This window comes from Curtobacterium sp. NPDC090217, assembly GCF_044746705.1.
Classification (GTDB): Bacteria; Actinomycetota; Actinomycetes; order Actinomycetales; family Microbacteriaceae; genus Curtobacterium.
This window is the reverse complement of record NZ_JBIVCR010000004.1, coordinates 252,216-271,101: the sequence shown is the minus strand read 5'-3', so window position 1 is coordinate 271,101 and position 18,886 is coordinate 252,216. Positions and strand designations below refer to the sequence as shown.

The following is an 18,886-nucleotide window of genomic DNA, read 5'->3' as shown; positions in this document are numbered from 1 at the left end:
GGGCGCGCCCCCCCCCCCCCCGGCCCCCCCCGGGGGGGGGGGGGCGGCGGGCCCCGGGCCCCCCCCCCCCCCCCCGGGGCGCCCCCCCCCCCCGGGGGGGCGGGGGGGGGGCCCCACGGCGGTCATCGGATCAGCTCCGGTCGGCGGTCTGCCCGGCTGACGTGCGACCGAGCGACGCGTCGATCATCTCGTCACGCGGGACGACCTTGACGCGCGCGCGGCCGTGCGGCTCGCCGAGGGCGATCTCGTGCGCGTCCAGCCGGTGCCACCCCTCGAGGTCCGTGAACTCCACGCCACGCTCGCGCAGCAACCTCGGGATCGCCTCCGGGGACGGGTCCTCCGGGGTCCACCAGCTCGCCTGGTCCCCCACGATGTGCTGCACGGTCTCCATCGCGTCCGACTTCGTGTGACCGATGAGCCCGACGGGGCCGCGCTTGATCCAGCCGGTCGCGTAGACGCCGGGGATCTGGTCGTTGTCGTCGTCGAGGACCTTGCCCTCGTGGTTCGGGATGACGCCGTGCCGCTCGTCGAACGGCACACCGGGGAGCTCGGACCCGAAGTACCCGACCGCGCGGTAGGCCGCCTGGATCGGGATCTCCCGGATCTCGCCGGTGCCCTCGACGCCGCCCTGCCCGTTCGGGCGGGTGCGCTCGTAGCGGATCGCGGTCAGCTTGCCGTCCTCGCCGACGAACTCGAGCGGCTTCGCGTAGAAGTGCAGGTGCAGCCGACGGCTGGCGGTGCCGGGCTCGCGCTTCCGCCACTGCTCGAGGACACGGTTGATGACCATGACCTGCTTGTTCGTCTGGATCGCCGTGAGCGACGCCTCGTCGTGGTCGAAGTCCTCGTCGTACACGACCATGTCGACGTCCGGCACCTCGCCCAGCTCGCGGAGTTCGAGCGGGGTGAACTTCACCTGCGCAGGGCCGCGGCGGCCGAAGACGTGGACGTCGGTGACCGGCGATGCCTTGAGTCCCTCGTAGACGTTGTCCGGGATCTCGGTCGGCAGCAGGTCGTCGGCGTGCTTGGCGAGGATGCGCGACACGTCGAGGGCGACGTTGCCGTTGCCGATGACCGCGACGCTCTCCGCGGTGAGCGGCCAGGTGCGCGGCACGTCTGGGTGGCCGTCGAACCAGCTGACGAAGTCGGCGGCACCGTACGAGCCCTCGAGGTCGACGCCGGGGATGTCGAGGTCGGCGTCCTTGATGGCACCGGTCGAGAACACGACCGCGTTGTAGTGCTTCTTGAGGTCGTCGAGGGTGATGTCCTCGCCGAAGCGGACGTTGCCGAAGATGCGGATGTCGCCGCGGTCGAGCACGTCGCGGAGTGCGTTCACGATCCCCTTGATGCGGGGGTGGTCCGGTGCGACGCCGTAGCGGACCAGGCCGTACGGCGCCGGCAGCTGCTCGAAGAGGTCGATCGACACGTCGTACGCGTGCGCTTCCCGCAGGAGGATGTCCGCGGCGTAGATGCCGGCGGGGCCGGCGCCGACGATGGCGAGGCGGAGGGTGGGCACTGATCGTCTCCAGTTTCGTTCGGGTGGGGTGCTCCCGTGGGCGTGTGGTCGGCTCGGCTAGTGCGTGCGGTCCACGACCGACTCGGCGAACCGGGTGAGGGCGCGCTTCACGACGCCGTCCGGCAGCGGTGCGAGGGCCACCACGGCTTCGTCCGCCCACTGGCCGGCCAGCGCGCGGGTCGCCGCGGTCGCCTCGTGGTCGCGGAGTGCCGCGACGGCCGACAGGTACGCGTCGGTGGTGACCGCGTCGTCCGGAGCTCCGGTGACGTCGCGCTCGATCCGCTCGACGAGCTCGGCAGCGCCGCCGTCGGTCGCGGCTCGGCGGCGGAGCTGCAGCAGCGGCAGGGTGTCGACGCCCGCGCGGAGGTCGTTGCCGGCGATCTTGCCGGTCTTGTCCTTCGCCGGGGCGAGGTCGATGACGTCGTCCACGAGCTGGAACGCGACGCCGACCTTCTCACCGAACGTTCCGACGGCGTCGAGGTAGGCGCGGTCCGCACCGGAGAACAGCACGCCGGCGCGGGCGGCGGTCGCGATGAGGGAGCCGGTCTTGTCGCTGAGGACCTGGATGTAGTGCTCGAGCGGGTCGTCGTCCGGCTGGGGGCCGGTGGTCTCGTGGAGCTGGCCCATGCACAGGCGCTGGAACGTCTCCGCCTGCATCCGGATGCCCTCCGGCCCGAGGTCCGCCGTGATGAGGCTGGCCCGGGCGAAGAGCAGGTCACCGGTGAGGATCGCGACGTTGTTGCCGTAGGTGACGTGGGCTGCCGGGACCCCGCGGCGCACCGGGGCCTCGTCCATGACGTCGTCGTGGTACAGCGAGGCGAGGTGGGTCGTCTCGACGCTCACCGCCGCCTTCACGACGTGGTCGGTCACCCCGTTGCCGAGCTGCGCGATGAGCAGCGTCAGCGTCGGCCGGATCCGCTTGCCCCCGGCCGAGAGCAGGTAGCGGCTGGTCGTGTCCGCGAGGGTGTCGGCGGAGCGCATCGCGTCCTCGAGCCCCTGCTCGACGAGCTCGAGCCCGTCGTCGACCGCGGTGATGAACCGACGCTCCGCCGGACTGGCGAACATCCGCTCGCCGATGCCGAGCGACGCTCGGAGACTCGGTGCTCGGCGTGCGACCGGGACGCTCGGGTTCAAGTGCTGCTCCGTGTTTCGGGGAAGTCCGTCTGGGTGGGGGCCGGTCAGCTGTCGGTCGGCTCGACGCTCGGCTGCTCGCCGGTCGCCTGGTGCTCACGACGGGCCTTCGCGCGCCGCGCGACGGACTCTCGGACCGTCCCCGCGACGGGCTTGCGTCCGCGGTGCAGTGCGACGATACCGGCCGTGAGGTTGCGGTAGGCCACCATCGTGAAGCCGACACCACGGAGCCACTGGCTGAGGACCTGCTGGTCCGGCCACGCCTCGATCGACTCGGCGAGGTACTTGTACGCCGCCGGGTTGCTGCTCGAGAGCTTCGCGATACCGGGCAGGACACGCTTGAGGTAGGTGCCGTACCCGAAGCGCAGGGCGGCGAGCGGCGGCGTGGAGAACTCGCAGATGACGACGCGGCCGCCGGGCTTCAGGACGCGGAGCATCTCGGTGAGCGCCTGCATCGGGTCGTTGACGTTGCGCAGGCCGAACGAGATCGTGACGGCGTCGAACGTGTCGTCCTCGAAGGGCAGGTGCTCCGCGTCGCCCTCGACGAAGGTGATCTCGGGGTGGCGCTCACGACCGACGGCGATCATGCCGGCGGAGAGGTCGAGCGCCGTGACGTCTGCACCCTTCTTGGCGAACGCCGCAGCGCTCGTGCCCGTCCCCGCGGCGATGTCGAGCACGCGCTCACCTGGTTGGGGGTCGACGGCGCGCACGGTCGCCACCCGCCAGAGCGGGGCGTTGCCGGCGGAGAGGATGTCGTTGGTGAGGTCGTACTTCTCCGCGACGTCGTCGAACATGGCCGCCACCTCGTCCGGCCGCTTGTGCATGTCCGCTCTACTCACCCGACCAATCCTAGAGGTCCGTCCCGTGCGTTCCCGGGACACGCGGCGCGGCGTTCTCCTCCATCCGGCGCGCGTACGATCGTCCCGTGACCCGAACCGCCACGGCGGCCCCGCCGCTCACGGTCTCGACCCGGATCCTCGACGACCCGGGCGCCGTGCTCCGCCACACGCTCCCCGACACCCCGCTCGCCTTCGTGCGCAACGGTGACGGCATCGTCGGCATCGGCGAGGCGCTCCGGTTCGAGTTCACCGGGCCGTCCAGGATGCGCGACGCGGCGGAGGCATGGAAGACCATCGCCGAGCGCGCGGTGGTCGACGACCCGGTGCAGCTCCGCGGGTCCGGTCTCGTCGCGTTCGGCGCGTTCGCGTTCGCCGACGACTCGGCCGCGACCAGCGTGCTGATCGTGCCGCGCGTCGTCGTCGGACGCCGCCGGGGCAAGGCCTGGCTGACCGCGATCGACACCACGGCAGACCCCGCTCCCCTGGCGTTCACCAGGACCTCGGTGCCCGTCCCGCACGTGGGACCACACCTGTCCGTCACGTTCTCCCCCGGGCGCATCGACGAGGACGCCTACGCCGCATCGGTCGCCGAGGCCGTCCGTCGGATCACCGCCGGCGATGCGCAGAAGGTCGTCCTCGCTCGGGACCTCGTCGGCTCGCTGCCCCCGGGTGCCGACCGCCGTGCCCTCCTCCTCGACCTCGCCGACACCTACCCGCAGTGCGTCACGTTCGCCGTGGACGGCCTCGTGGGAGCCACGCCGGAGACCCTCGCCCGCACCGACGGCACGCGGCTCACCGCCCGGGTGCTCGCCGGCAGCGCGGCACGCGGCACCGACGCCGTGTCGGACCGCGCCGCCGCCGAGGCCCTGGCATCGAGCGCGAAGGACGTCTCCGAGCACGCGTTCGCGATCAGGAGCCTCGTCGACGCGCTCCGCCCGCTCGCCACGGACCTGCGGGTCGACCCGGAGCCGTTCCGTCTGCAGCTGCCGAATCTGTGGCACCTCGCGAGCGACGTCCAGGCGACGCTGCCCGTCGGGACGACGTCGCTCGACATCGCCGACGCGCTGCACCCGACTGCCGCCGTCGCCGGGACCCCGACCGACGTGGCCGTCCGGCTCGTGGCCGAGCTCGAAGGCGTCGACCGCGGCCGCTACGCCGGGCCCGTCGGCTGGCTGGGCGCGTCGGGCGACGGCGAGTGGATGCTGGCGCTCCGGAGCGCGGAGATCGACCACGACGGCGCCGTGCGGGCATGGGCCGGCGCGGGCATCGTCGGTGAGTCAGACCCGGCGCGCGAGGTCGCCGAGACCGCGCTGAAGTTCCGCCCGATCCGCGACGCGCTGGCGTAGGGGCCTCTCCCCGACTCGGAACGACAGGATCGCTGTCGTACGACAACGGCGCTGTCGCTCCCACGCGCGCGCAACAGTTGCGCGCGCGTGGTTGCGACAGAGTTGCTGTCGTACGACAGCGACTCCGTCGCTCGTTGTGGACGCAACGAACGCGCGGTGCGGCCCCCGGCCCTGGTCGCGACCAGCGCCGGACTGGAGGCTCGGTGCCGGACGCGCGCCGAGCCTCCAGTCCGGTGGTCGGGACGCGCCCGCCGGCGGGAGCGATCCGAGGCTCAGTCGGCCAGCGGCACCTCGATGACCACCCGCTCGGCGGGGTCGGTGAGCACCTGCTCGAGGTCCCCCCACGTCGCGGCACGGCGGTACTCCCACCCGAGCCCCCTGACGACCTGCTCGACGTCGACGTGCTGCGGGGTCGTCATCATCCGGCGCATGTCCGCCGCCGGGGTGGTCTCGGCGACCTCGAGCCCGCGGAAGATCGCCCCGCCGGAGTCGTTGCCGACGACGACCTGCACGCGGCTGGTGCGTTCCTCGGTCCCGGTGACGAACGCCCCGAGGTCGTGCAGGAACGTCAGGTCCCCGAGGAGCACGCGGGTCGTCCCGCCGGCTGCCTGCGTCTGCTCGAGCGCAGCGGCGATCCCGAGCGCGGTGGACACCGTGCCGTCGATGCCGGCGAGACCGCGGTTGGCGTGCACGCGGATCTTCTTGCCGGGGACGCGACCGTCGGCCACGCGGATGATCTGGGACGCGCCGAGGACCAGCCGGTCGTGCGGCCAGGTCACGCCCCACACGGCGTCGGCGAGCATCGCCCGGTCGACCGGGCGGCGGCGCAGTGCGACTTCGTCGCGGAGGAACCGGTTGCGTTCGGCGCGGTCCTCCGACCGCTTCGCGTCCAGGTCCGGCCCGGCGTCGCCGTCGCCGAGCGCTGCACGGCTCGCGGCCACCCAGCGGCCCACCCACGCGCGGTGTTCCGGACGGGTCCGGCCCGTGACGGTGACGTCGGACACCAGCCGGGAGGCTCGGCTCGGGTCGTACGCGTCGGCTCCGGCCCCGCGGACGGTCACCACCTCGACGTCGTCGCGCTGCAGGAGCGCCGGGACCTCGCGGCTGAGCGTCGGGTGGCCGAGCACGACGGCACGGCGGACCCGGCCGCCGAACTCCGGGTCGCGCAGCAGCTCGCGGTAGGTCACGGCCAGGTTCCGCCCGAAGCGCGCTCCGCTCGACACCTCGGCCAGCAACGGCGCACCGAGCTCCCATGCCACGCGTTCGGCGTCCTCGCCGGCGTCGTGCCCGGCGATCACGACGGTCGCGGGCTCGTCGTCCGGCGTGAGCTCCACGGCGCCGAGCCCGGTGTGGACGCGGCGGGTGGCGAACCCGAGGTCGATCTCGTCCTCCGGGACACCCTCGACGTCGGTGAGCGTCGCGGAGAGCGGTTCGCGGAAGGCGACGTCCAGCTGCACGGGCCCTGGCTGCCCGGTGTCTCCCGACGCCGCGGCGACGGTCTCGCGGACGGTGCTCCGGATGGTGTCGCGGGTGCTGTCGTCGACGCCGTGCTGCGTCGGGGCCTCGACCTCGCGGACGAACGAGACCGCATGCGCGAAGATGCCGGACTGGACGGTGGTCTGGTTGCTGCCGATCCCGCGGAGTTCGGCCGGACGGTCGGCGGACACGACGATCATCGGCACGCCGGAATGGTGCGCTTCGAGCACGGCGGGGTGCAGGTTGGCGACGGCGGTGCCGGACGTGGTGACCACGAGCGCGGGACGACCGGTTTCGACGGCGAGCCCCAGCGCGACGAACCCGGCCGTCCGCTCGTCGAGTCGCACGTGCACGGTGATGCCGCCGGCACGTTCGAGGGCGACCGCCGCGAGGGCGAGCGCCTGGGATCGGGATCCGGGGCTCACGACGACGTCGGTGACGCCGGCGCGGGCGAACTCCTGCAGGAGGGCGAGGGCGAAGTCGGACGCCGGACTGCCGGAGCCCCGCGGCACGCCGTCAGCGATCGGTGCGGCCGTCGTCGTCGGTGTCGTGGAACTGCTCTTCGAGGTTGCGGAGGGTCGCGTCGTCCTGGTCCTTGTCCGTGCGGGGCCGCTCGGGAGTCTGCTCACCGAGGAAGTCCGGGTCGTCTTCGGGACCACGGTACCGGGCGACACGCTCCGGAGCCGCCGGGGCCCTGCCGAGCAGGAACCAGAGGACGCCGCCGAGGACCGGCAGGATGACGATCAGCAGGATCCAGAGTCCGCGCCCGAGGGACCGGATGCGGTGCTTCGGCATCGTGGCGCAGTCGATGAGCGTGTAGACCGTGAACGCCACGGCGGCGACGACGACGACGAGCCACAAGCGGACCATGCCGAGGAGTGTAGGTGCCCAGGCTGTGACCGACCTCACGGTTCGCGAGTCCGTAGACTTGCCGGGTGAAAGCGTGGCTCGTCTACACCCTCGCCCGTCTCGGGATCTTCGCGGCGGCGCTCGTCGTCCTGTTCGTGATCGGTCTCCCGTGGTACTGGGCGACGATCGGTGCGGCGCTCATCGGCCTGCTCGTCTCGTACATCGCGCTGCCGAAGCTCCGCTCGGAGGTCACCACCAGCATGGCGAACCGACGCGGCCGTCCGGAGCGGGACGCCGACTCGGACTTCGAGGACGACTTCGTCTCGGCGTCCGACACCGACGTGGACGCCCCGGTGTCGGACGCCGACCGTCACGCGGAGCGCCGCGCGCACCCCACCGACTGACCCGTTCCGCCCCGGCCTGCGGCTACGGCTGCAGCGCGAGCGTGACGCCGAGCACGACGCCGTAGGCCAACGATCCGAACGACGACAGCTGCAGCGCGGTGATGAGCTCGCGCGGCTTGCGGGACGACACCCCGATCGCGAGTGCCGGCAGCGCCAGCAGCAGCGAGAAGTACGTGAAGCCGGTCCGGAAGTACAGCAGCACGAACCAGATGAGCAGCACGTACGGCAGCAGCAGGAACAGGCCGTAGAGCACGCGGGCGATCGGCAGTCCGACGGTGACCGCCAGGGTCCGCTTGCCGGCGAGCCGGTCCTCGTCGATGTCACGGATGTTGTTGACCATCAGGACGGCGCAGGCGAAGAACCCGGCGGCGACGGCCGCTGCCCAGCCACTCGCGGTGACCCGGCCGATGAGCACGTACTCGGTCCCGAGCACGGCGACGAGACCGAAGAAGACGAAGACGAAGACCTCGCCGAGCGCGTTGTACCCGTACGGCTTCTTGCCGCCGGTGTAGAACCACGCGGCGACGATCGCTGCGGCGCCGACGATCAGCAGCCACCAGAGCTGGGTGAGGACCACGATGACGATGCCGGCGACGGCGGCGAGCCCGAAGAACGTCAGGGCGACCGTGAGCACCGTGCGGGGCTTGGCGAGGCCGGCGCCCGTGAGCCGGGCGGGGCCCACGCGGAACTCGTCGGTCCCGCGGACGCCGTCCGAGTAGTCGTTGCTGTAGTTCACGCCGATCTGCAGGAACAGGGCGACGAGGAGCGCGAGCACGGCGATGGTGAGGTGGCCGTCCTTCGCGAGGAAGGCGCCGAAGTCACCGGCGATGCCGCTGTCGACGAAGCCCACCGTGGTGCCGAGCACGACCGGGACGACACCGAGCGTCAGGGTGCGGAGCCGTGCCCCGCCGATCCAGTCGCGTGCGGTCGCGCGACCGCGGGTCCGTGCCGGGGCGGCCGCCTTGGCCGGGTTGCCCGACCTGCCCTGCTTGTGCGTCTCGTTCTTCGCTCGTGCCACGACCGTCAATCCTATTCGTGGGAGCTATCGATCGGCGACGAGTGCTCGGATCGCCCGCCGGTCGGGCTTGCCGGACGCGAGCATCGGCACGCGGTCGACGACCACGACCTCGGCGGGCCTCGCCGCGCGTCCGAGTGCCGCACCGACGTGGGCACGGACCGTGTCGAGGTCGAGCGGTGTCGCCGTCACGACGACGGGGACCTCGCCCCACTCCCCCGAGTCCCGACGGGTGACCACCGCGGCGTCCTGCCCGGGGAGCTCCCGGACGTGACGCTCGACCAGTCCGAGCGGGACCTTCTCGCCGCCCGAGATGATCACGTCGTCGAGCCGGCCGAGCACTCGGACCCGGCCGTCGTCGAGCGTCGCCGCGTCGCCCGTGCGGTACCACCGGAGCCCGTCACGCTCGACGAACGTCGCCGCGGTCCGGTCCGCGTCGCCGAGGTACCCCTCCGCGAGCATGGGGCCGTGCAGCAGGAGCTCGCCGTCGACGAGCTCCGTGCGGACGGTGCCGAACGGCTGTCCGTCGTAGACGCAACCGCCACTCGTCTCGCTCGCGCCGTACGTGGTGACGACGTGCACACCGGCCGCCACCGCGCGTTCCCGCAGCGGTCCCGGGGTCGACTGACCGCCGACGAGGACCGCGTCGAACCCCGCCAGCGCTGCCGTCGCACGAGGGTCGTCGAGCACGCGGGCGAGCTGGACCGGCACGAGCGACGTGTACCGACGCGGTGCAGCCGGACCGGTCGCGAGCCGATCGGCGGCGTCCGCGAACGCCCCGGCCTCGAAGTGCCCGGGAGCGACGACCGACGGGGTCGTGCCCGCCGCGATCGACCGCGTGAGCACGTTGAGGCCGGCGATGTAGTGGGTCGGCAGCGCGAGCACCCACCCGCCGGGTCCACCGAGGGCGGCGTCGGCTGCGGCCGCGCCAGCGAGGAGCGCCTCGGAGGACAGCGCCACACGTTTGCCGGTGCCGGTGGAACCGCTCGTCTCGACGACGAGGGCGACCCGCTGCTCGACGTCAGCCGGAGCCGGGGTCGGCAGGGCGGGAACGCCCTCGGCGACGGGGAGCAGTGCGGGACCGCCGGCGAGGGCAGCCTCCAGGCCGCGCAGCACGGTCAGCGGGTCCGACGCGTCGAGCCGGACCAGGGGGCGGGGCATCAGGGACGCCGCATCAGTAGTGCCAGGGGAAGGACGTCCACTCGGGCGCGCGCTTCTCGAGGAACGAGTCGCGGCCCTCGACGGCCTCGTCGGTGCCGTAGGCGAGGCGGGTGGCCTCGCCGGCGAAGACCTGCTGGCCGACCATGCCGTCGTCGACCGCGTTGAAGGCGTACTTGAGCATCCGGATCGCCGTCGGGGACTTGCCGAGGATGATCTCGCCCCAGCGGATCGCCTCGCGCTCGAGGTCGGCGTGCGGCACGACGGCGTTCACGGCGCCCATCTCGTACGCGCGCTGTGCCGAGTACTCCTGCGCCAGGAAGAACACCTCTCGCGCGAACTTCTGGCCGATCTGCTTGGCGTAGTAGGCGCTGCCGTACCCGCCGTCGAACGACCCGACGTCGGCATCGGTCTGCTTGAACTTCCCGTGCTCGGCGCTCGCGATCGTCAGGTCGCAGATGGCGTGCAACGAGTGACCGCCGCCGGCCGCCCACCCGGGGACCACGGCGATGACGACCTTCGGCATCATGCGGATCAGTCGCTGGACCTCGAGGATGTGCAGCCGACCCATCGACGCCTGGGCTGCTGCCGGGTCCACGCCCTCCGGCGGGGCGCCCTCGTCACCGACGTACTGGTAGCCGCTGCGACCGCGGATGCGCTGGTCACCGCCGGAGCAGAACGCCCAGCCGCCGTCCTTCGGGCTCGGGCCGTTGCCGGTGAGCAGGACGACGCCGACGCGGGGGTCTTGGCGGGCGTCGTCGAGGGCGCGGTAGAGCTCGTCCACCGTGCGGGGGCGGAAGGCGTTCCGGACCTCTGGACGGTCGAACGCGATGCGGACGATCCCGTGCGAGACGTGCTTGTGGTACGTGATGTCGGTGAACGACGCCGCTGCGGGGGCGGTCGTCCAGACGTCGGGGTCGAACAGGTCGGACACGGTGTCGGGCATGCACCCAACCTATCGCCGGAGCCCTACGCCCCGCCCTGTCGCCGAGGCGCTCACGCCCCCATGTCGGTGAGGAGCTCCGGGGCGACCATGACGACGAGCACGATGAGGATCACCGGGTTCGCGAAGAACGCGACCACGACGCCGATGGAGCCGTACCACCGGCCGAACCCGCCGACCGCGGCGATGAACCCGAGGACGGCGGCGACGAGCGTCAGGAACACGACGACGAAGCAGATGCCGAACGCGAAGGTCGTGTCGCCGCCCATGAACACCGCGAAGGCGCTGGCGTCGACGGCGGCCGAGGCGATGGCGAGGCCGAAGGCGATCTTGCCGACGAGGGGGTTCTTGCGGCGCCGTGTGGCGGTCTTCGCCCGGACGTCGACGGTGTTGCTGCGCATGAGGCGGGCGAACTCGTCGCTGCCCCCGCCGGGCGTGCTGCGTGACGACCGCTGGTGCGGGTTGGACGTCACGGAGCCTCCCTCTGGTCGCGGCGGATCGGAGCCGACCGAGGCCGACCGATGCATGCTAATGCTCTGCCCTGGCGGTCCCCTCCGAGGAACTGTGAGGTCCGCTGGACGAAGATGTCCGTGTGCTCCCCGCCCTTTCCGAACTCCTCGCCGACGCCCACGTCGTCGCCCTCCCGATGCGGGTCCGCTTCCGCGGGATCACCACGCGCGAGGCGATGGTCCTCCGCGGTCCGGCCGGATGGACCGAGTTCTCCCCGTTCGTGGAGTACGACGACGCCGAAGCGGCTGCCTGGCTGCGCGGAGCGATCGACTTCGGCTGGACGGAGCACGTCCCCGCCGCGGCGTCCGTCCCCGTCAACGCCACCGTCCCCGCGATCGAGCCGGGTGCCGTCGCCGGGCTCCTGGCGCGCTACCCCGGGTGCACGACCGCGAAGGTCAAGGTGGCTGAGCCCGGGACGACGATCGACGACGACGTGGCGCGGGTCGCCGAGGTCCGTCGGGTGATGGGCCGGGCCGCGTCCGTGCGGGTCGATGCGAACGGCCTGTGGACCGTGGACCAGTCCGCGGAGGCGCTCGAGCGGCTCGCCCCGTACGACCTGCAGTACGCCGAGCAGCCCTGCCGCACGGTCCCGGAACTCGCAGCGCTCCGATCGCGGATCGCCGGCCTCGGCGTGCCGATCGCTGCGGACGAGAGCGTCCGCAAGGCCTCGGACCCGCTGGCCGTCGCGCGGGCCGGGGCCGCCGACGTGCTCGTCGTGAAGGCGCAGCCGCTCGGGGGGATCACCGCGGCGCTGTCCGTGATCGAGTCGGCCGGGCTCCCCTGCGTCGTGTCCAGCGCACTCGACACGTCGGTCGGGCTCGGGATGGGGGCGTTCCTCGCCGCGGCCGCGATGTCACCCGGCTACGCCGCGGGGCTCGGGACCGCGGCGATGTTCGAGGGGGACGTCACGCCCGATCCGCTCCTGCCGGCGGACGGGAGGATCGGGGTGCGTCGCGTGGACGCCGCACCTCCCCTGGTGGCCCGGTTCGCCGCGTCGCCCGCGCGCACCGCGTGGTGGCGTTCCCGGCTCGAGCGGGTGCACGCCCTGCTCGTTGCCGCTCCGACCCGCTCTTGACGTCCCGCTCCTGACGTCCCGCCCCTGACGTCCCGCCCCTGACGTCCCGCCCCTGACCGGTCACGACACCCCGCTCACATCCCCTGGGCGGTCACCATCTGTCGGTCGCTGGTCCGCAGAACGACGGGCCCTGACCACTCGGCGACAAACCGACGGGGTGTTGCGACCACTCGGCGACAAACCGACGAGGTGTTGCGACCGCTCGGGCAGTCCCGAGCGACCACTCGGGCAGGCCCGAGCCGGGCCCGGAGGCGGACCTGCACCGAGCCTCCATGCCGGTGCGCCGCATCAGCGGCGGACGACGCTCACAGACCGGAGTAGCTGTGCAGGCCCTTGAAGAACACGTTCACGACGGAGAAGTTGAACATGACCGCCGCGAACCCGATGAGCGCCAGCCACGACGACCGCGCGCCGCGCCACCCACGGGTCGCACGCGCGTGGATGTACCCGGCGTAGACGACCCAGATGATGAACGTCCAGACTTCCTTCGTGTCCCAGCCCCAGTAGCGACCCCAGGCACGCTCGGCCCAGATCGCACCGGCGATGAGCGTGAAGGTCCAGAGGACGAAGCCGACGAGGAGCACGCGGTAGGTCAGGACCTCGAGCCGGTCGGCGTCCGGCAGCGTCTCCATGAAGCGGATCTTCTTGGACACGGCCGGGTGCCCGAGCCGGTAGGTCTGCACGAGCTGCGCCACCGCGAGCCCGGCGCCGAGCGCGAAGAACCCGGTGCCGGCGATCGCCACGAACACGTGGATGACGAGCCAGTACGACTGCAGCGCCGGCTGGAGGGGCACCACGGGCACGTAGTAGTTGACCGTCGCGATGCCGAGCAGGATGAGCGTGAGGCCCGTGATGAAGACGCCGAGGAACTTCAGGTTCTGCCAGAGCTGCACCAGCAGGAAGATCAGCACGATCAGCCCGGTGCCGGTCAGGGAGAACTCGAACATGTTGCCCCACGGCACACGGTCGGCCGCGATGCCACGGAGCACGATCGAGCCGACGTGCAGGATGAGCGCGAGGATCGTCATCGCCATGCCGACCCGTTCGAACCGGGTGCCACGACGGCCGGAGCCGGTCTTCGCCGGTGCCTCCACCCGCTCGAGCACGACGGTACCGCCCTGGACGGTGGCGACCGTCTTCGCGGCGCCCTGCTGCTGCGCCGTCACGGACTGCGTGTCGGTCGCGACGGACACCTCGCCCGCACGCTTGGCCATGTCCAGCGCGAACGAGATGAACGCGATCACGTAGACGGCCATCGCCGAGTACGTGAGCACGACCGAGTAGGTCGCGAGGTTCTCCGTCATGTTCACTGGGGCATCCTAACTCCGAGGTCCGACGTGTGCCGCGTGGCGATCTCGCCGACGGCACGCTCGAGATTGGGGTCCTCGCCGCGGGCGAGGCCCGCGTACTCGAGGTCGTACTCGCCGTTCGCCGCGCCCGTCCTGGGCACGACCTTCACCCAGACGCGACGACGCGGGACGAAGAGCGAGGTGAGGAGGCCGAGCACGGCGAGCACCGCGAAGCCACCGACGAAGAGCTGCGACGGGTCGTGGTGCACGTCGAGCGACACGTACCGCTTGACGCCGTCGAACGTGATCGACCCGGCGTCACCCGGCAGTTTCTTCGTCTGCCCGGGCTTCAGCTGGATGCTCGCGGTGTCCGCCTTGGTGCCGGCGATCTGTTTCAGCCCCTTGGTGTCGAGCTGGTAGACGCTCCGCGGCACACCGTCGTCGAGCCCGAGGTCGCCCGTGTAGACCTGCAGCGAGAGCAGCGGGTTCTCGATGTCCGGGTACGTCGAGGCGTACGCGCCGGTCGTCTGCTTCACCGCCGTCGGGTAGAAGAACCCGACCATGCCGAGCTGGTCCGGCGACGCGTCCGGGACCTTGATGACGCCGGTGGAGGTGTAGTTCGCGTCAGCGGGGAGGAACGGCACGACGTCCTGGAACGCCACGTTCCCGTCGCCGTCGCGCACGGTCACGTTCATCGCGTACCCGTTGCCGAGCAGGTAGACGTTCGTGCCGCCGATGGAGAGCGGTTCGTTGACGCCGAGGCGGCTGGTCTTCGACTCGCCGCCCTTCTCCTTGCTCGTCACCGTCGCCGAGTAGTCCGTCGCCTGGCCGAGGGCGTTGAGGTTCCGCTCCTCGTACTTCGTGACGAACTTGTCGAGGGTCAGGTTGTAGCCCTTGAGCTGCTCCTGGTTGAACCAGCGACCGGGATTGAACGAGTCGTACGAGCCGAGCACGTTCGAGAACGTCTGGCCTTCCACGAGGAGCCGCTGGCCGGTGTACCCGAAGCCGCCGCCGATGCCGACGGCGATCAGCACGCCGACGAGCGCCGCGTGGAAGACGAGGTTGCCCGTCTCGCGCAGGTAACCGCGCTCCGCGCTCACCGAGTCACCGAAGCGCTCGACGCGGTACCCGGAGCGCTTCAGGAGCGCCATGGCGCGCGTGACCGCGCGGTCGACGGACGGGAGGCCCGTGGCCGCGTCCGTCCCGGTCGCGCCGTCCGCCATCGTGTCCGGTTCGACCGCCACGGTGCGGAATCCAGCGAGTCGCGTCAGGCGGACCGGCGTCTTCGGTGGGCGGGTGCGGAGCGCCTGCCAGTGGTGCCGGGTGCGGGGCACGATGCAGCCGATGAGCGACACGAAGAGCAGCAGGTAGATCGCGGAGAACCACACCGAGGTGTAGGTGTCGAAGACCTGGAGCTTGTCGAGGATCGGGTAGAGCGTCGCGTGGTCGGCCTTGTACTGCACGACGCCGTTCGGGTCCGCCGTGCGCTGCGGCACGAGGGACCCCGGGATCGCCGCGAGGGCGAGCATCATCAGCAGGAACAGCGCGGTCCGCATGCTCGTCAGCTGGCGCCAGAAGAAGCGTACGTACCCGACGAAGCCGAGCTTCGGCTGGTTCACGCCGGCGTCGGTCGCCGCCGCCGCGGTGCCGTCGACGTGGTCGGACGGCCGCTGCGGGTCGGATGCGGTGTCGGCGCCCTCGTTCGTCGCCTGGTCGGTGCCGGTGAGGTCGTTCTCGGACTCAGACTGCCGGGACATAGCTCTGGATCACCGCCCCCACGCTCGACATGACGGCCGACCAGATACCGGTGACCATGAGCAGACCGATGACGATCAGGATCGCTCCTCCGATGATGTTGACGATGCGCATGTGGCGCTTGACGACGCGGATCGCTCCGGAGGCCCAGCCAGCGCCGAGCGCGACGAGCAGGAACGGGATGCCGAGGCCCAGGCAGTACGCGACGCCGAGCCACATCCCCTGCCAGGCGCTGCCGGACTGCACGCTGAGCAGGTTGATCGCGGCGAGCGTCGGGCCGAGGCACGGAGTCCAGCCGAGGCCGAACACGATGCCGAGGAGCGGCGCGCCGACGAGGCCGGTCGCTGGGGTCCACGACGGCTTCAGGGTGCGCTGGAGGAACGTGAAGCGGCCGACGAACACCAGGCCCATCACGATCACCACGACACCGAGGACCTGCGTGATGAGGTCGCGCCAGCGGACGAGCCAGAACCCGAGCGCACCGAACACCGTCGTGTAGGCGACGAACACCGCCGTGAAGCCGAGGACGAAGAGCAGCACCCCGAGCACGACGCGGCCGCGTCCCCGTCCGCCCTCGGCGACACCGCCGACGTACCCGAGGTACCCGGGGACGAGGGGCAGCACGCACGGCGACAGGAACGAGACGAGCCCGGCGAGCAGCGCCACCGGGAGGGCGACGAGCATCTGCCCGCTGAGGATCGCGTCGGCGAAGGGGTTGCTGCCCACGGCTCAGGAGGCCTTGCCGCTGAGCTCGTCCGACACGAGGGTGTCGAGGATGCTCGTACTGTCCACGGCACCGAGCACGCGGGCCGCGACCCGGCCCTGCTTGTCGAGGACGATCGTCGCCGGGACCGCGTTCGGGGCGATCTGCCCGGAGAGCGCGAGCTGCATCTCGCCCTTGTCGGCGTCGAGCACGGTCGGGTAGTCGACCTTGAAGGTGCGCTCGAACGCGGCGGCTGTGGCCTTCTGGTCGCGCACGTTGACGCCGATGAACTGGACCTGGTCGTCGGTGTACTTCTCGTGCACCTCGTTCAGGTACTTCGCCTCGGCACGGCACGGCGGGCAGCCGGCGTACCAGAAGTTCAGGACGACGACCTTGCCGCGGAGCGCCTTCGCCGTCAGCTCGTCACCGTCGGTGGTCGTCGCGTCGAAGTCGACCGCGTCCGTGCGCTTGTCCTGGGCGACCTCGGTCACCGCGCCGTCGCCGGAGATGTAGTTCTGCGTCGTCCCGCTGCCGTACTGCTGCGAGAGCTTGTCGCTGCTGCCGGACGAGCAGCCGGTGAGGGCGATCGCCGCGACCAGCGCGGTCGCTCCGACGGCGATGAGCCGCCCCTTCGTGCTGCGCTCGGTCACACTGCTCCTTCGTCGATCGCCGTCCCGCGGAGTTCCTCGGCCGGGTCGGCGTACCCGACCTCGGTGAACCGACCGCTCGGCGTGCCGGGGACACGCTCGAGGGTGGTGATGCTCGAGAGGTCGCAGCGACGCTTGCGCGGGTCGTGCCACAGGGGCTCCCCCGCGAGACGCCGGTGCACCATCCAGATCGGCAGCTGGTGACTGACGAGGACGACGTCGCCCTCGTCCGTGCTCTCCCACGCGGTGGCGACGGCGGCGAGCATGCGGTTCGCGATCGACTCGTACGCCTCCCCCCAGCTCGGGCGGAGCGGGTTCGCGATCCAGGGCCACTCGGCCGGACGACGGAGCGAGCGCTTCGTGAACCCGGGGGGCTGTCCCTCGTAGCGGTTCGTCGGCTCGATCAGGCGTTCGTCGAGCGTGACGTCGAGGCCGTACGCCTCGGCCCACGGTGCGGCGGACTCCTGCGTGCGCTGCAGCGGCGAGGCGATGATCCGGCGCACGTCGACGCCGGACTCCTTCCACGCGGCGGCGGACGCGGCGGCCATGGCCGTGCCGAGCTCGCTCAGTCCGAAGCCCGGGAGTCGGCCGTAGAGCACACGGTCCGGGTTGTGTACCTCGCCGTGCCGCACGAGGTGGATTCGGGTCGCGGGCATGGGTTCCAGTCTAGGTCGCTCAGCTGTTCCCACCGCCCGCACAGACGATCCACGGCTTCGGGAGCACTCAGTCGAGGTGACCGGAGAGCCTGCCGTGCAGCGCGACCGACCCGGTGTTCAGGTTCACGACCTCGACGGTCGAGCCGTGCTTGGCGAACCGCTGCTCCACGCCGTCGAGTGCCGCAACGGTGCTCGCGTCGAACACGTGCGCCTCGGACATGTCGATGACGACGTGCTCGGGGTCCTCGGCGTAGGAGAACCGGGTGACGAGGTCGTTCGAGGACGCGAAGAACAGCGCGCCGCGGACCCGGTAGCGGACGGTGTGCTCGTCGACGGGCTCCCGCACCACGGTGACGACGTGCGCCACGCGCCGCGCGAACACCAGCGCCGCGACGACGACACCCACGATCACCCCGGTGGCGAGGTTGTTCGTCAGCACGACGACGACCACGGTGATGACCATGACGGCCGTCTCGCCGAGGGGCATCCGACCGAGGGTCCTCGGGCGGATACTGTGCCAGTCGAAGGTGGCGACGCAGACCATCAGCATCACGGCCGTCAGCGCCGCCATCGGGATCTCGGCCACCACGTCGTGCAGCACGATCGTGAGCACGAGGACGGACGCCCCCGCGACGAACGTCGAGATCCTGGTCCGGGCGCCTGCGGTCTTCACGTTGATGACGGTCTGCCCGATCATCGCGCAGCCACCCGTGCCGCCGAAGAACGCCGAGACGACGTTGGCGATGCCCTGACCCCAGGACTCGCGCCATTTGCTCGAGCCGGTCTCGGTGATGGCGTCGACGAGCTGCGCCGTCAGCAGCGTCTCGATGAGGCCGACGATCGCCATGCCGAAGGCGTACGGCGCGATGATCGACAGAGTCTCGAACGAGAACGGCACCGTGATCCCGCTGAACCCGGGCAGCGCGGTCGGCAGCGCGCCCTCGTCCCCGACCGTGGGGACGGCGACGCTGAAGACGATGGTGATCGCGGTGATGACGACCACGGCGACGAGCGGCGCCGGGACCGCCTTCGTCAGGAACGGGAACGCGACGATGATCGCGACGCCGAGCGCCGTCAACGGCCAGACCACGAGCGGCACGTCGTGGCCGAACAGGTTCGGCAGCTGCGCCGTGAAGATGAGGATCGCGAGGGCGTTCACGAACGCCACGTTGACGCTGCGCGGGATGAACCGCATGAGCCGCGCGACGCCGAGGAAGCCGAGCACGAGCTGGATCACGCCGCCGAGCACGATCGTCGGCACGAGGTAGTCGATCCCGTGCTCGCGCACCAGCGGGGCGATCACGAGCGCGACGGAACCGGCAGCTGCGGACACCATCGCCGGGCGGCCGCCGACGATCGCGATCACCACGGCGATCACCACGCTCGAGATGAGCCCGACCGCCGGGTCGACGCCCGCGACGACCGAGAACGAGATCGCTTCGGGGATGAGGGCGAGCGCGGTGACGATCCCAGCGAGTACCTCGCGCGTCAGGATCCTCGGCGAACGGAGTGCGGACAGGACGCTCGGGGCCGCCGGCGCTGAGGTGAGGGTCGTCATCGCCGACGACTCTACCGTC

18 protein-coding genes are annotated in these 18,886 nt (G+C 71.4%); 3 read left to right on the top strand and 15 right to left on the bottom strand.

The genetic code is table 11. The annotated features are described in order from the left end of the window. Positions 1 to 130: 130 nt before the first annotated feature. Genes ACIPJ2_RS15525 through ACIPJ2_RS15515 form a run of 3 tightly spaced genes read right to left on the bottom strand, consistent with a single transcriptional unit; the run spans position 131 to position 3,483 of the window. The gene (locus ACIPJ2_RS15525; RefSeq protein ID WP_402729565.1) at positions 131 to 1,513 is read right to left on the bottom strand and encodes an FAD-dependent oxidoreductase; all 1,383 of its coding nucleotides are present in this window, start codon (positions 1,511 to 1,513) and stop codon (positions 131 to 133) included. Between the two features lie 57 nt (positions 1,514 to 1,570). Further along, positions 1,571 to 2,647, bottom strand: a complete 1,077-nt coding sequence (locus ACIPJ2_RS15520; RefSeq protein ID WP_402729564.1) for a polyprenyl synthetase family protein — start codon at positions 2,645 to 2,647, stop codon at positions 1,571 to 1,573. A gap of 44 nt (positions 2,648 to 2,691) precedes the next feature. Continuing rightward, positions 2,692 to 3,483: a demethylmenaquinone methyltransferase gene (locus ACIPJ2_RS15515; RefSeq protein WP_281265142.1), complete on the bottom strand. Its 792-nt coding sequence runs from the start codon at positions 3,481 to 3,483 to the stop codon at positions 2,692 to 2,694. 86 nt (positions 3,484 to 3,569) lie between these two features. Here ACIPJ2_RS15515 and ACIPJ2_RS15510 point away from each other — a divergent pair, with 86 nt between their 5' ends. Continuing rightward, positions 3,570 to 4,829, top strand: coding sequence for an isochorismate synthase MenF (locus tag ACIPJ2_RS15510; protein WP_402729563.1), 1,260 nt, complete (start codon positions 3,570 to 3,572; stop codon positions 4,827 to 4,829). A 272-nt stretch (positions 4,830 to 5,101) separates the two neighbouring features. Here the strand turns inward: ACIPJ2_RS15510 and menD are convergent, their stop codons facing one another. Continuing rightward, entirely contained in the window at positions 5,102 to 6,817 is a 1,716-nt protein-coding gene (menD, locus tag ACIPJ2_RS15505) for a 2-succinyl-5-enolpyruvyl-6-hydroxy-3-cyclohexene-1-carboxylic-acid synthase (RefSeq protein WP_402729562.1), read from the bottom strand. 4 nt (positions 6,818 to 6,821) lie between these two features. Continuing rightward, entirely contained in the window at positions 6,822 to 7,175 is a 354-nt protein-coding gene (locus ACIPJ2_RS15500) for a PLD nuclease N-terminal domain-containing protein (protein ID WP_402729561.1), read from the bottom strand. A 65-nt stretch (positions 7,176 to 7,240) separates the two neighbouring features. Between ACIPJ2_RS15500 and ACIPJ2_RS15495 the strand changes: the two genes are divergently transcribed. Continuing rightward, positions 7,241 to 7,558 carry a DUF4229 domain-containing protein gene (locus tag ACIPJ2_RS15495; RefSeq protein ID WP_402729560.1) on the top strand — a complete coding sequence of 106 codons (318 nt, stop codon included), beginning with the start codon at positions 7,241 to 7,243 and terminating at the stop codon, positions 7,556 to 7,558. 22 nt (positions 7,559 to 7,580) lie between these two features. Here the strand turns inward: ACIPJ2_RS15495 and ACIPJ2_RS15490 are convergent, their stop codons facing one another. The 4 genes from ACIPJ2_RS15490 to ACIPJ2_RS15475 are packed head-to-tail and all read right to left on the bottom strand — an operon-like array spanning position 7,581 to position 11,147. After that, complete coding sequence (locus ACIPJ2_RS15490; RefSeq protein ID WP_402729559.1) at positions 7,581 to 8,576, bottom strand: 1,4-dihydroxy-2-naphthoate polyprenyltransferase; 996 nt, start codon at positions 8,574 to 8,576, stop codon at positions 7,581 to 7,583. Between the two features lie 24 nt (positions 8,577 to 8,600). Further along, a complete protein-coding gene (locus ACIPJ2_RS15485) occupies positions 8,601 to 9,734 on the bottom strand; it encodes an AMP-binding protein (RefSeq protein WP_402729558.1) in 1,134 nt (377 codons plus the stop codon). Between the two features lie 13 nt (positions 9,735 to 9,747). Further along, complete coding sequence (locus tag ACIPJ2_RS15480) at positions 9,748 to 10,677, bottom strand: 1,4-dihydroxy-2-naphthoyl-CoA synthase (protein WP_402729557.1); 930 nt, start codon at positions 10,675 to 10,677, stop codon at positions 9,748 to 9,750. 50 nt (positions 10,678 to 10,727) lie between these two features. Further along, positions 10,728 to 11,147 (bottom strand): hypothetical protein, encoded by a 420-nt coding sequence (locus ACIPJ2_RS15475; RefSeq protein WP_402729556.1) that lies wholly within the window; start codon positions 11,145 to 11,147, stop codon positions 10,728 to 10,730. Between the two features lie 119 nt (positions 11,148 to 11,266). On the opposite strand from ACIPJ2_RS15475, the gene ACIPJ2_RS15470 reads away from it, so the two are divergent. After that, positions 11,267 to 12,259 (top strand): o-succinylbenzoate synthase, encoded by a 993-nt coding sequence (locus ACIPJ2_RS15470; protein ID WP_402729555.1) that lies wholly within the window; start codon positions 11,267 to 11,269, stop codon positions 12,257 to 12,259. Between the two features lie 305 nt (positions 12,260 to 12,564). Here ACIPJ2_RS15470 and ccsB read toward each other — a convergent pair whose 3' ends face one another. The 6 genes from ccsB to ACIPJ2_RS15440 all read right to left on the bottom strand — a co-directional run bounded on the left by ccsB (position 12,565) and on the right by ACIPJ2_RS15440 (position 18,867). Beyond that, positions 12,565 to 13,563 (bottom strand): c-type cytochrome biogenesis protein CcsB, encoded by a 999-nt coding sequence (gene ccsB, locus ACIPJ2_RS15465; RefSeq protein ID WP_281267611.1) that lies wholly within the window; start codon positions 13,561 to 13,563, stop codon positions 12,565 to 12,567. Between the two features lie 2 nt (positions 13,564 to 13,565). Continuing rightward, positions 13,566 to 15,305 (bottom strand): cytochrome c biogenesis protein ResB, encoded by a 1,740-nt coding sequence (locus tag ACIPJ2_RS15460; RefSeq protein WP_402729554.1) that lies wholly within the window; start codon positions 15,303 to 15,305, stop codon positions 13,566 to 13,568. Next, positions 15,289 to 15,987, bottom strand: coding sequence for a cytochrome c biogenesis CcdA family protein (locus ACIPJ2_RS15455; protein WP_281267612.1), 699 nt, complete (start codon positions 15,985 to 15,987; stop codon positions 15,289 to 15,291). The genes ACIPJ2_RS15460 and ACIPJ2_RS15455 overlap by 17 nt, the downstream gene beginning before the upstream one ends. 45 nt (positions 15,988 to 16,032) lie before the next feature. After that, entirely contained in the window at positions 16,033 to 16,656 is a 624-nt protein-coding gene (locus ACIPJ2_RS15450; RefSeq protein ID WP_402729553.1) for a TlpA family protein disulfide reductase, read from the bottom strand. Next, a complete protein-coding gene (locus tag ACIPJ2_RS15445; protein ID WP_402729552.1) occupies positions 16,653 to 17,309 on the bottom strand; it encodes a histidine phosphatase family protein in 657 nt (218 codons plus the stop codon). The genes ACIPJ2_RS15450 and ACIPJ2_RS15445 overlap by 4 nt, the downstream gene beginning before the upstream one ends. A gap of 67 nt (positions 17,310 to 17,376) precedes the next feature. Further along, positions 17,377 to 18,867, bottom strand: a complete 1,491-nt coding sequence (locus tag ACIPJ2_RS15440) for a SulP family inorganic anion transporter (protein ID WP_402729551.1) — start codon at positions 18,865 to 18,867, stop codon at positions 17,377 to 17,379. Between the last annotated feature and the right edge of the window lie 19 nt (positions 18,868 to 18,886).

Bases quoted from the DNA above. Each gene is read 5' to 3' on its own strand.
- ACIPJ2_RS15485 (WP_402729558.1), bottom strand. From the start codon at position 9,734: ATGCCCCGCCCCCTGGTCCGGCTCGACGCGTCGGACCCGCTGACCGTG.
- ACIPJ2_RS15460 (WP_402729554.1), bottom strand. From the start codon at position 15,305: ATGTCCCGGCAGTCTGAGTCCGAGAACGACCTCACCGGCACCGACCAG.
- ACIPJ2_RS15480 (WP_402729557.1), bottom strand. From the start codon at position 10,677: ATGCCCGACACCGTGTCCGACCTGTTCGACCCCGACGTCTGGACGACC.
- ccsB (WP_281267611.1), bottom strand. From the start codon at position 13,563: ATGACGGAGAACCTCGCGACCTACTCGGTCGTGCTCACGTACTCGGCG.
- ACIPJ2_RS15445 (WP_402729552.1), bottom strand. From the start codon at position 17,309: ATGCCCGCGACCCGAATCCACCTCGTGCGGCACGGCGAGGTACACAAC.
- ACIPJ2_RS15440 (WP_402729551.1), bottom strand. From the start codon at position 18,867: ATGACGACCCTCACCTCAGCGCCGGCGGCCCCGAGCGTCCTGTCCGCA.
- ACIPJ2_RS15500 (WP_402729561.1), bottom strand. From the start codon at position 7,175: ATGGTCCGCTTGTGGCTCGTCGTCGTCGTCGCCGCCGTGGCGTTCACG.
- ACIPJ2_RS15455 (WP_281267612.1), bottom strand. From the start codon at position 15,987: ATGCTCGTCGCCCTCCCGGTGGCGCTGCTCGCCGGGCTCGTCTCGTTC.